Source organism: Providencia rustigianii DSM 4541 (assembly GCF_000156395.1).
In the GTDB taxonomy this organism is placed as follows: domain Bacteria; phylum Pseudomonadota; class Gammaproteobacteria; order Enterobacterales; family Enterobacteriaceae; genus Providencia; species Providencia rustigianii.
The window spans coordinates 526,120-538,577 of record NZ_GG703819.1 but is presented as its reverse complement, the minus strand read 5'-3'; the positions used below and the strand labels follow the sequence as shown (position 1 = coordinate 538,577).

Annotated in this window: 13 protein-coding genes; 6 read left to right on the top strand and 7 right to left on the bottom strand. The window is 40.8% G+C overall.

Going from position 1 to position 12,458, the window contains the following annotated elements; translation table 11 throughout:
• Positions 1–299: 299 nt before the first annotated feature.
• From PROVRUST_RS12340 to PROVRUST_RS12315, 6 genes are all read left to right on the top strand, one after another.
• A complete protein-coding gene (locus tag PROVRUST_RS12340; protein WP_006815168.1) occupies positions 300–842 on the top strand; it encodes a fimbrial protein in 543 nt (180 codons plus the stop codon).
• Positions 843–904: 62 nt separating this feature from the next.
• On the top strand, positions 905–1,594 hold the full coding sequence (locus tag PROVRUST_RS12335) for a fimbrial biogenesis chaperone (protein ID WP_039855450.1): 690 nt from the start codon (positions 905–907) through the stop codon (positions 1,592–1,594).
• A gap of 20 nt (positions 1,595–1,614) precedes the next feature.
• Positions 1,615–4,191, top strand: coding sequence for a fimbria/pilus outer membrane usher protein (locus tag PROVRUST_RS12330; protein ID WP_006815166.1), 2,577 nt, complete (start codon positions 1,615–1,617; stop codon positions 4,189–4,191).
• A 38-nt stretch (positions 4,192–4,229) separates the two neighbouring features.
• Positions 4,230–5,234, top strand: a complete 1,005-nt coding sequence (locus PROVRUST_RS12325; protein WP_223844715.1) for a fimbrial protein — start codon at positions 4,230–4,232, stop codon at positions 5,232–5,234.
• A 16-nt stretch (positions 5,235–5,250) separates the two neighbouring features.
• Positions 5,251–5,781, top strand: coding sequence for a fimbrial protein (locus PROVRUST_RS12320; protein ID WP_006815164.1), 531 nt, complete (start codon positions 5,251–5,253; stop codon positions 5,779–5,781).
• Positions 5,782–5,790: 9 nt separating this feature from the next.
• A complete protein-coding gene (locus PROVRUST_RS12315) occupies positions 5,791–6,324 on the top strand; it encodes a fimbrial protein (RefSeq protein WP_039855182.1) in 534 nt (177 codons plus the stop codon).
• 53 nt (positions 6,325–6,377) lie between these two features.
• Here the strand turns inward: PROVRUST_RS12315 and panD are convergent, their stop codons facing one another.
• From panD to sfsA, 7 genes are all read right to left on the bottom strand, one after another.
• Positions 6,378–6,758: an aspartate 1-decarboxylase gene (gene panD, locus PROVRUST_RS12310; RefSeq protein WP_006815162.1), complete on the bottom strand. Its 381-nt coding sequence runs from the start codon at positions 6,756–6,758 to the stop codon at positions 6,378–6,380.
• Positions 6,759–6,917: 159 nt separating this feature from the next.
• On the bottom strand, positions 6,918–7,781 hold the full coding sequence (gene panC / locus PROVRUST_RS12305) for a pantoate--beta-alanine ligase (protein ID WP_039855181.1): 864 nt from the start codon (positions 7,779–7,781) through the stop codon (positions 6,918–6,920).
• A gap of 33 nt (positions 7,782–7,814) precedes the next feature.
• A complete protein-coding gene (gene panB / locus PROVRUST_RS12300) occupies positions 7,815–8,606 on the bottom strand; it encodes a 3-methyl-2-oxobutanoate hydroxymethyltransferase (protein ID WP_006815160.1) in 792 nt (263 codons plus the stop codon).
• 67 nt (positions 8,607–8,673) lie between these two features.
• Positions 8,674–9,156, bottom strand: a complete 483-nt coding sequence (folK, locus tag PROVRUST_RS12295) for a 2-amino-4-hydroxy-6-hydroxymethyldihydropteridine diphosphokinase (RefSeq protein ID WP_006815159.1) — start codon at positions 9,154–9,156, stop codon at positions 8,674–8,676.
• Positions 9,157–9,168: 12 nt separating this feature from the next.
• On the bottom strand, positions 9,169–10,758 hold the full coding sequence (gene pcnB / locus PROVRUST_RS12290) for a polynucleotide adenylyltransferase PcnB (protein WP_006815158.1): 1,590 nt from the start codon (positions 10,756–10,758) through the stop codon (positions 9,169–9,171).
• A 280-nt stretch (positions 10,759–11,038) separates the two neighbouring features.
• Entirely contained in the window at positions 11,039–11,494 is a 456-nt protein-coding gene (gene dksA / locus PROVRUST_RS12285) for an RNA polymerase-binding protein DksA (protein WP_039855180.1), read from the bottom strand.
• 204 nt (positions 11,495–11,698) lie between these two features.
• Positions 11,699–12,400: a DNA/RNA nuclease SfsA gene (gene sfsA / locus PROVRUST_RS12280; protein ID WP_006815156.1), complete on the bottom strand. Its 702-nt coding sequence runs from the start codon at positions 12,398–12,400 to the stop codon at positions 11,699–11,701.
• Positions 12,401–12,458: the final 58 nt, after the last annotated feature.

The window sequence follows — 12,458 nt, the reverse complement described above, 5'->3', positions numbered from 1 at the left end:
CGTTACACATCAAAATATAATATAAAATTTAAGTTTACAAATAATGTTATCGTTAACAAGTTATTATTTTCTCTATTTTTGGTTTTTTATTCTACTCTAATTGCGAGTTATTGGTTTTTATCTATATATAAAACCAATTTAATCCGAATATACAATTATAATGGGTAATATGGATAAACAACAAAAAGGTTTATATACTGAATGCATATTGAATACATATCGCACATTTAATTCACCATTCTTTATATTATTCACTGTGTAGGTATTTAAATTTTAAAAATCCATTAAAGGGGTCTGTTATGACTTTAAAGAAAACTTTATTAGTTGCTTCTATTTTTGCAGCATCTTTTGCTAGTGCAGCAATTGCGGCTACGGGTTCTGGTAACACAACAGGTACAATCCATTTTAAAGGTCAATTTATTGATACTACCTGTACTGTTGATACTAATAATGAAAATAAAAGTGAAGGTACTGTTCAATTAGGAACTTGGATCACAGGAACATTTACTGCGGCTGGTGAAACTACCGATGCAGTTCCATTTACCATTGGCTTAAGCAAGTGCCCTTCAATTATTAATAAGGCTCGCGTTTATTTTAACGGTACTGCTGATGCGACACCGGCTCTCTATAAAGTTGATGTAGCAAAAGGGGTTGGTATCGGTATTTCTGGTGAGACCGCTAAGGGTAATTACTATACGCCAGGTACAGAAGCGAAAAGTATTGATTTAACGGGCGACTCAGGTTCACAAACTTATTACGCACGATATGTGACCACCGCAGATACTGTAACGCCAGGGGCTGCAAATGCAGACGTTACGGTAACGATTGAATATAACCAATAACGATAAAGTGAGGGGAAATAGACATCCCCTCTGTTTCTATTTTTATGGGAAATTTGGGTTCTATGAGAAATATTGTGAATAAAACGCTGATTATTTTCTCTCTTTTTTATTTCATCGCAATCAACGCGAATGCCAGTGTTGTGCTAGGAGGAACAAGGGTAATTTATGAAGGGGATAAAAAGGAAGCATCCATCACTGTTAGAAATGATGAAACCAGTGCTTTTTTAGTGCAATCTTGGGTTGATAACTTTGATGGTAGCAATCAAAGCAAGCCCCCTTTTACCGTTACACCCCCCCTATTTAGAATTGAACCAGAATCTGCGAATGCAATACGAATTGTACTTACCGATCCTCGGCTGCCTGCGGATAGAGAATCCGTATATTGGTTGAATGTAAAATCAATTCCGCCATCCGATCCTAATGCAACCAACAGCTTAACTATCTCAATTAATAACAAAATAAAACTTATTTATCGTCCGAGTGCATTACCGTCATCGGAAGCAACGGATGCTTATGAAAAACTGAGTTTTGAAAAACAAGGTTCACTTTTAAAAGCCAAAAATCCGACACCATATTATGTTTCTTTCGGCAAATTAGTTGTCGATAGCAAGGAGTTTGATAATCCGGGAATGGTACCTCCGATGGGGGAAGCCTCATGGAATATATCCGGTATGCAAGCGGGTAAAGTGACTTGGAACTCAGTGAATGACTATGGCTCGATGACTAAATCAAAAACTCAGCCATTAAAATAATCAATGGAAGATGACCCATTATGCGTCCCATTAAGAAAAAACTAAAATTATATCAACCCACTCATAGAGTCGAAGTGGGTGCGTATAATGGGGTGCTTAACTTCCAACTGAAAAAGATAGTCAACGCTGTAGCCACCATTTTAGTGACAGGTATTAGCCTTAATCCGGCGATTGCTGCCGATTATTTTAATCCAAACTCATTAAGTATTGTTGAAGGGCAAAATATTGCTCAACTGCAAGATTTAGAACAATTTTCTAAACCGGGTGGGCAGATTGCTGGGGATTATAGGGTCGATGTTATTCTCAATGGTAACTCTATTGAAACAAAAGAAATTAAGTTTATTGAGGATAAGGAAAATAACCAATTAATTCCTGTTTTAACGAAACAAGAGTTAGCGGATTGGGGCGTCAAAGCCGATGATATTCCTGCCTTGCGTTCGTTATCATCCACGCAAGAAATTGGTGCACTTAGTCAATATATTCCTGATGCCAAGTCAACATTGGATCTGCCCCAGCAGCAACTGATTATTTCCATTCCTCAAATTGCGATGAATCAAGTGGCATCAGATGCAATTCCAATGAGCCAATGGGAAAACGGTGTTCCAGCATTGGTGATGAATTACTATTACAGTGGTTCAAATAATTGGAGCCAAAATGGTGGGACCGATACTAATTCTCAATATGTAAATTTACGCAGCGGTTTAAATGTTGGCCCATGGCGATTAAAAAACTATTCAACCTATACAAGTAACTCAGATCAACAAAGCTGGCAAAGTATTGAAACTAGCTTAGAGCGTGGAATAAATAGCCTAAAATCACAATTAATATTGGGGGATACATCAACCCCGAGCGAAATTTTTGATGGTATCCAATTTCGCGGTATTCAATTACAAAGTGATGAATCGATGTTACCTAACTCAATGAAAGGCTTTGCGCCAGTTGTTCGAGGTATTGCTCAAAGTAATGCAGAGGTAACAGTTAAACAAAATGATTATGTGATTTATCAGTCTTATGTCTCTCCCGGTGCTTTTGAAATTGATAATCTTAACTCGATAGGCAGTGGCGGTGACTTAACCGTTACCATTAAAGAAGCTGATGGTTCTGAGCGCTCCTATATTGTGCCGTTTTCATCGGTTGCCATTATGCAGCGAGAAGGGCAATTTAAATATTCATTAACGGGCGGGAAATTTAAATCTACAGATAAAGGGCATGAACCTAATTTTATCCAAAGTACCTTTATTTATGGCTTACCTAAAGGTATTACGGGATATGTGGGCACAATCCTATCTGAAAATTATCAATCTTATGCGCTCGGTGTGGGAATTAATTTAGGGGCTTTAGGCGCATTATCCACGGATGTAACTCAAGCAAGCACTAAAAATTTAAGAGGCAAATATGATTCGAGTACAGGGGAATCATATCGTTTTCAATATACAAAAAATATGATGGCAACGGGAACCTCCGTCACACTGGCAAACTATCGCTATTCAACCGAAGGCTATTACACGTTTACGGAAGCGAATAGTGATATTAATCAGCTATATCGTGATAATAAAAAAAATCGTTTTCAAATAACCCTGAGTCAGTCATTGAAAGAGTTGGGAAGCCTTTATTTTTCAGTATATCAGCAAGATTATTGGAACCGTTCTGGCTCCGAACGTACCATGAGCACGGGTTATAATAATAACTTGGCGGGTATGACATATAGCATCAATTATAACTATTCAATGAGTCCGTATAACCAAAAGGCAGATAACCAATTCTCTATTTCACTCTCGATTCCATTAGGTGATAAAAAGAACTCCGTATCACTGAATACCAGCATGACTACCGATAATAGCGGGTATACGGATGCGATGATTGGCGCTAGCGGTAGCCTACTTGAAGATAATAATTTGAACTATACGGTTCAGCAGTCATATGGGAATAAAGGCGCTAAAGCGAGTGGGAATGCATCAGCATCTTACCGAGGTAGCTTTGGTATCGCGAATGTGGGTTACGGCTATGATAAAGATAATCAACGGGTTAATTACGGTTTAACGGGAGCCATTGTTGCTCATCCCTATGGTGTGACATTAGCTCAACCAATCTATGACTCATTCGCTATTATCCGTGCGCCGGGTGCTGATGGCGTTAAAGTCGCGAATCGTACTGGTGTTTTAACTGATTCCCGTGGTTATGCCATTGTTCCATATTTAAATGCTTATTCGAAAAATGAAATTGCTCTAGATATTGATACATTGCCAGACAATGTGGAATTAAAAACCAACTCCAAAACCGTGGTTCCTACCAGAGGTGCGGCAATTCTTGCTAACTATGAAACCCATGTGGGATATCGTTTATTGTTCAGTGTGACTCATAATGGCAAGCCCGTTCCATTTGGTGCAATGGCACAACTAATAGGCAGTAACGATAAGGCATTGAGTACTGCAATAGCGAATGAAAATGGTGACATTTACTTGAGCGGAATGCCAGAACGTGGGCGTATTCAAGTGAAGTGGGGGAAATCAGAACAAGACCAATGTATTGCTGATTATCAGCTCATGCCAGAGCATTTAAACCAACATTTGCCTATTTTATCCGTGGACTGTCGTTAATTATCAATAAGGCTATATAGATGAATATAAAGAAAATAATGACCACTATAAGTCTTATGCTGTGTTCTATTGACGCACTAAGCGCTGAAACATTTCGCGTTAACTTAGGGGAGTTAAAAGTCGATAACGCTGCGCATAAATTGCCTCAAACAGCGATCCTCGGAAATGGCTGGAAGACATTTGATCCCAGCTCGAATAATGAATTATGCACGGCTAGTCATGCCGGTGATTTTACATTTTTACCGCAAACGAGCGCCCAAACATCGGGGATATCATTCAAAGACAGTTCAGGGGAATATCCAATCTTTAAAACCAATATCGAAGGTATTGGCTATGTTATGGGAATTCGGCAGCAAGGAACGAGTCGCTGGTATCCGGTAACAGGGAATAATAGCCCAATTAATGGCAAAGAAGCGTCTTCGGGATTACGGCTTGAAGCTCGTATGCTATATGTGAAAACGTCGGCGGGCAGTATTGAACATAAAGAAAATGAATCTATTCAATTTCAGCCGGTGGTAGTCCAGTGCATGGGAAATCTAGATTGGCATAATGTGGTTGGGGAAATACAACCGATACCAACATTAGTGAAATGGGCTCAACGTACCTGCGAAATAAAAAATGCGAATCAAAATGTTAATTTAGGTGTTCATAATTTAGCGGATATACGAGCGTTACAAGTCGGGCAAACATTCGGGTATGCCCAGCAGTCAATTACGATTGATTGCCCTAGCCAATTATCTGTTTTTTATGGTATTGCTGATAATTTACATCTGGCAAATATCGACTCAAATATTATTTATTTAGAGAATAATAAGGAAGATCCTGGATTCGCGGTACAAATATTTGAATCGGGAAACTCCACAGCATTAAGGCTAGGTGGTGATAGAAGCCTATCAACCAGCCATTTATATTCATTGGTGAATACTGCGAGGTCAACGCAAATTATTACTAAGACCTTTGATTTTAAATATATAAAAACCTCAAACGATGTAAAAGCGACTGAGGGAAATGCACAGGTGACAGTCACCTTAGTATACAAATAAAGCGGGCGTATAAATAATGAATCGTTTATTTGTGTTGTTGATATTTTTTGTGTTGCCCAGTTTATCATTGTGCAGCTTTGCCTCTGTCAACATAGGCACGGTTAAAGTTAATTTTTCCGGTTCCATTAGAGGCACATCTTGCAAAATTGTCACTAATAACCTCAATGTTGATTTAGGGGTTTGGCTTACCTATGGTAAACCTAAAAACAGCACCACTGAGTGGGAAGAATTTGATTTAGAGTTTAATTGTACTTCGGGCAGCCAAGTTGTCGGCAAATTACAAGGTGTAACCGCGAGTGATGGGCGCTCGTTTGCCATTGATTCGGGTAATGGTGCCGCGACAGGAATGGCAATTCAAATCGAAGCCTATTCCAATAATCGCTGGGAATTGAAAAAAAATAATGATGTCACCGTATTATTGAATTCAACGGCAACAACCAATGGATCGAACAAAGTTAAATTTAGAGCTAACTACAAAATATTAAGTGATAGCGTCACGGCAGGAAATGCCAATGCCACAATAACGTTTGTCGTAGAAAATAACTAAGGAATAGAAATGAGATCAAACAAAGCTGTCTATACCTATTTAATTTCTATTTTTATGTTATTTTTTTCATCAAACTCAATGAGTTATGATGCTGTTTTTAATGTTTCTGGGCGAGTTCAAGCAGGAACGTGTTCAATAAAATCAAGTAAAAATCAAAATGTTAGATTGGGCGATCACTCTATAAACTCAAGTTTTGGAATGTCTAAAGGCTCAAAGACTCGCGCTGTAAGATGGTCATTAGAGTTCGATTGCGCGCAAGGTGTAGGTATTGATGCGATGGCTGGCGGAAGTGGATCGCTTGGAGGATCGGTATTAGGGCTAAGTGGCAATGATTCGGCTAAAGGCATTGGAATAGAAACCGTATTTTGGATGAGTAATTACCATAGTATCCCTGTTAGATTTTATGTTACATCACCGCTATTTTCTGGGGGAACACAAGGTATCAAAGTGGTTAATTTTGATTCGTATTACATACAAACAGAGGATAAAGTTACCCCTGGCTCAGCTAATGCTGTTTTAGATTTGGATATCATGTATTACTAATATAAATCAAAAAATACCCCAGCTAATTCACTGAGGCATTCCGTAATATTCAATTAAGCCACCTGAACAGGAACCGCTTTGGCAATTCGGCTCATGGTATTATTGGCATCAAAGTAAGCAACTTTAGGCTTATGCTGACGAGCTTCTTCTTCGGTTAAATGCCCATAAGTGCAGATAATCAGTTTATCTCCCACCGCCGCACGACGTGCTGCAGCACCATTAACGGATATAATTTTAGAACCGCGTTCCCCTGCAATTGCATAGGTCGAAAAACGTTCGCCATTATCCACATTATAAATATCGATAGCTTCATATTCTAAAATGCCAACAGCATCTAAGAAATCTTGGTCGATAGCGCAAGAGCCTTCGTAGTGAAGGTCAGCTTGGGTGACAGTTGCACGGTGGAGTTTTCCTAGTAACATTTTTCTTTGCATTTATTCTTCCTCATTCAAGCCACAGCGTTGTTAGCTGCGTAGTCACATACTTATGTATGCTCCTAGGGTCGTGTTTACTTGCCGCCTAGCTGTGACATAAATGAGTTTGAATAAATTTTAGATGATTCAAACTTAAATCTAGGCGAAAGTGTTTTGTCATTAAGCGATATCGAGCGGTAACTCGACTTGCAGATTGTCGATTAAACGGGTTTGACCTAACCATGCCGCCATTAAAATGACAGCGCGACGGCTGGAAACTGTTAATTCACCAAGGTTATCTGCATCTCGAATAAATAGCGCATCAGGAGTAAACCCTGCTTGACGTAAAGACTCTTCCATTTCGTCAACTAACCCGGTTGCTGATGCAGGTGACTCCGCGAGTTTTTCACCGGCTTTTTGCATAATATTGAATAGCTGAGGCGCGATTTTTAATTCTTCAGCAGACAGGTTATTGTTACGAGAGCTAAGTGCTAAACCATTTTTGGCTCGTACAATCGGTACGCCAATAATTTGAATATCAAAAGAAAGATCGGCGACTAACTTTCGAATAACCTTGAGTTGTTGGAAATCTTTTTCACCGAATAACGCAATATCAGGCTGAACTAAATTAAAAAGCTTCGTGAGAACTGTTGCGACACCACGGAAATGTCCCGGACGGCTTGCACCTTCTAGCATGGTGGAGAGCTCTGGCACTTCAACGAAGGTTTGGTTTTCCATGCCAGCAGGATAAAATTCAGTGGCAGAAGGGGCAAAAATTAAATCCACATGACGGCTTTTTAGTTTTTCACAATCTTCTTGTAATGTACGCGGGTAGTTAGCCAAATCTGATGGTCGATCAAATTGCATTGGATTCACAAAAATAGAGGCGATCACGATATCCGCTTGCTGTTTAGCTTGGTCAATCAGAGTCAGGTGCCCATCATGTAAATTACCCATGGTAGGAACAAGAGCAATGCGCTTACCTTCTTGCTTCCAGCGGCGAATTTCGCGGCGCAGGATCGGCGAGGTTTCAACGATTAGCATACTTTTCATCCTTATCATTATTTTTATAGCGAATTAAGAAAATGAGTGGGACTCATTCGGATAAATGCCTTGCTCAACTTCTTGAATATATAGGCGAATTGCATCATGAATATTGCCAGCTTCTGAGAGGAAGTTTTTAGCAAATTTGGGTGGCTTAGCGGTAATGCCCAGCGCATCATGCATGACTAAAATTTGTCCATCAGTGCCATTACCCGCACCAATACCAATAACGGGTAATAGTAATTCTTCAGTAACTTGATTGGCTAATGAGGTCGGAACACATTCGAGAACCAATAGCTGGATCCCTGCATTTTCAAGGGCGATAGCGTCTTTTACTAATTGGTTGGCAGAGACTTCATCACGACCTTGGACTTTATAGCCGCCGAGCACGTTAACGGCTTGTGGGGTTAATCCGAGATGGCCGCAAACAGGAACAGAGCGCTCACACAACATTTTGACGGTATCACACAGCCAACTTCCACCTTCAATCTTGACCATATTAGCCCCAGCTTGCATTAATATAGCGGCATTTGTGCAAGCTTGCTCTGGGGTGGCGTAACTCATAAATGGCATATCGGCGATAACAAATGCATCTGGTGCGCCTTTGCGAACACAACGAGTATGGTAAGCAATTTGTTCAACGGTGACAGGAAGGGTGCTGGACTCCCCTTGAATGGTCATGCCGAGGGAATCACCGACTAACATAACTTGAATACCTTGCTCTGCAAAAAGCTGAGCAAAACTGGCATCATAGGCAGTCATGGTCGCAAATTTGTATTTATCTTGTTTGTATTGGCGTAAATCAGCGAGAGTAATGGGTTTCATTAGAATAACCTCCGGAAATGATTTCGCTTATGACCATACCTTGAATGAGATTATTCATTTTAGGTATTTATTCCCAAAATGTTAGGCCATTGCGAGGGACATGATTGAGCCTGTCTGAAAGTAATTCACCGTCAGGAAAAATCAGGGAAGGGGTAATATCACTGAGCGGGTATAGCATAAATTCCCGCTCTTTTAATCCATAATGTGGGACCGTTAAGCGTTCAGTGCTGATCACTCGATTGCCAAATAACATAATATCGAGATCTAAGGTTCTCGGTCCCCAACGTTCGTCTTTACGGACTCGACCTAATTCTAACTCAATTTTTTGAGTATGATTCAGTAGCTCTTCAGGTTCAAGGTCGGTTTCAAGCAGGACAGCCATATTAAGATAATCTGGCTGATCCTGTGGTCCTAAAGGTTTTGTACGATAGATGGAGGACGTCGCCGCAATTCGACTTTGCGGGATGGCATCTAAGGCTGCAATAGCTTGCTGAGCTTGTTTTAGTGGCTCACCTAGGTTGCTACCAATCGCAATATATACTTGCTCCATTTATCACTCTCTCTACGATGACTTATTTGGCTTTTTATTACCTGACGGCGCTGAACGATTTGGACGATGGCGACGACGGGTTGGAGCCGAGCCTAATTCCGAGATCATTTCACGCTGTTTTTGCGCATTAGCTTGTTGGAAATCGGCCCACCAGAGGGAGAGTTCCTCTAACTCATTACGATGTTCAACATTCGCTCTTAGCTCTAATAAATCAAAAGCAGCACGGAATTTCGGGTGCTCCATTAATTTATTGGCTCGACGACCTTGGCGACGTGGTAAGCGCAATTGCAACATCCAAATATCACGCATGGTGGTGGTAATACGTTTTGGTATTGCAATGGAACGGCACTGTTCATCCAGTACGTCATTCATGGCCAGTGCAAAGGCATCATAATAAGCAAGTCCACCTTCTTGGGTTAACTTCTCAGCATGCTCAGTGACGGGATACCATAACATGGCCGCAAATAAAAATGCAGGGTTAACTCGCTTATCATTTTTGAGTCTAAAGTCAGTGTTTTTTAGTACTTGCTCAATGATTTTTTCCATTGGCGAGTCATTATTCTCCGTGAAGCGGTCGGCAATCACTGGGAATAGTTGCTCAAACAAATGGTACTGTCTCAGCATTTTATAGGTGGAATAACCATAGCCTGATTGAAGCAGTTTCAATGACTCTTCAAATAAGCGGGCAGAAGGAATTTCACCTAGCAATGGTGCTAAACGAGGGATTGGCTCTGCGGTATTTGGCTCAATACGCATATTGAGTTTACAGGCAAAACGTACTGCTCGGATCATTCGAACGGGATCTTCGCGATAACGCGTTTCCGGATCACCAATTAAACGGATCACGCCATCTTTTAAATCTTGTAACCCATTGACATAATCACGTACGGAAAAATCATCAATATTGTAATACAGGCTATTGACTGTGAAATCGCGACGAATCGCATCATCTTCGATAGATCCGAAAATATTATCTCTGAGCAGCATGCCGTTTTGGGCTTGAGACGACAGGTTTTTATCGTCAACTTCTTGGTCATGATGACCGCGGAAGGTCGCTACTTCAATTATTTCAGGGCCAAACATGATGTGCGCAAGGCGGAATCTACGCCCCACCAATCGGCAGTTGCGGAATAATTTGCGGATCTGCTCAGGGGTTGCATTGGTCGTGATATCAAAATCTTTTGGCTTCAGACCTAGCAGTAAGTCACGGACACCACCACCCACTAAATAGGCTTCATAACCGTTTTTATTCAGGCGATAGAGAACTTTCAGTGCATTATCACTGATGTCATCGCGTGAAATCGGATGTTCTGAGCGGGGGATAACGGTGATATGTTCTTTTGTCGTCATTGGCGATCGCTTCTGTGTTTGAGCATCGGCACGCTTAGGATGACGAACCGTATTTTTCATTTGCTTAGTGTTATGCCTGCCGTTTTCAGCCGCAGCAGAATGAGTGACTTGCCTTTTACCGGCTGCCTGAGAATCTCGCGTAACACGTTTTGGCGCCGAATCCTGCTCTGAGGTCGATGCTTGTTCATTGCGCGATAAAATATTGCGGCAGAAATTTGCTACTCGGTTAAAAATAGTACACCTCGATGTCATTACATATATTCATTAAACAAAATAAGCGGCTAATCATAGCTCACTGAAGTTTCTTTGAGAATGGTTAAACGAATAAAAGTCACGCCTAATTATTTTTTATATTAATAAAACTTGCAAATATTATGTATGCAGAGGCTTTGGCTAGGGGATTAATCCGACGAGGTAAGCTGGAATATTACGAATATGCGGTTTGTTACACGAAGGAATTTAAGGGTTTTTTGGGGTGAATTCCTACAACGGCGCAGGGTTAATGCGCCGTTAGGGACTCCAAAAATAACACTTAGCCGGCCATCTGCTTTTCGCGGATTTCTGCTAGTGTCTTACAGTCGATGCATAAATCAGCGGTTGGGCGAGCTTCCAAACGACGGATGCCAATTTCCACGCCACATGATTCGCAATAGCCAAAATCTTCATCTTCAACTTTTTTCAGCGTCTTTTCGATTTTCTTAATCAGTTTACGTTCGCGGTCGCGGTTACGTAATTCGAGGCTGAATTCTTCTTCCTGAGCCGCTCTATCAACTGGGTCTGGAAAGTTAGCTGCCTCATCTTGCATATGAGTAACAGTCCGGTCCACTTCATCTCTTAGTTGATTGCGCCATGCTTCGAGAATGAGCTTAAAATGCGCCAATTGGGCGTCGTTCATGTACTCTTCGCCAGCCTTCTCATGATAGGGTTCAACCCCGGCAATGGCTAGAATGCTTAAGGACGATGTCTTACGTTTTTGCCCTTCTTGCATAATGCTTCTCCTACACACGCAAATTTTACAAAAACCCCAAGGGGGAAAATTTAAGGTCGCTATAAATAGCAGAAGACTGCCGTCTTGGCAATCGTTCATGCAATGAGTTTTGTAATGCTGTGAGGGCAAGCGTGTTTATTCCCTTTTTAGCGCCCATAACTCGGTGACCTCGTTTAAATATCGACTAAATAGAAATTATTCAGTCTAGGTAAAGCTTATTGATTTCCCTATTTGCATTTTTTGTTCAGATATATCCACTTGATAACAAAAAACTTCAACGCCACTCTTAACTGCTTCATCTAATAGTGCTGCATATTTGGGATCAATATGCCGTGCTGCTGAAACTACGTGAATGCCACTATGTAAAATGACAAACATAAGTATGGCTCGTTTTCCTTCTTTAGCAATCTGAGTTAGCTCTCTAAGATGCTTTTGCCCTCTTTTTGTTTCAGTATCAGGGAAATACCCGTGATTGCCTTCCAGCAAAGTAACGGATTTTACCTCCATAAAACAATCAACCAATCCATTTTGAGTCAGAAAAAAATCTATTCGACTATTTTCCGCCCCGTATTTGACTTCAGGAGTCACATTATTGTAGTCAGATAATTCTGGAATATGTTTTTTTACCAATGCTTCTGCTATTAATTGGTTTGCTCGCAACGTATTGATACAAATCAGATGGTTATTTTTAGTCTGTGTTAATTCCCAGCTATGAGGGTATTTTCGCTTGGGATTGTCAGATGTTGAATACCATATCGTATCACCGGGGGTCGCACAGCCCGTCATCGCCCCCGTATTAGCACAGTGTATCGTCATTTCTTTTCCTTCAGATGTGACGACGTCCGCTAAAAAGCGCTTATAGCGCTTAATTAGAATCGCTGATTGTAATGGGGGGATAAATTCCATGTTCTCTCCGATAAATTGTTTTTATAGTCCATTCTTGTTTTTATAGTGAGTACAGTAT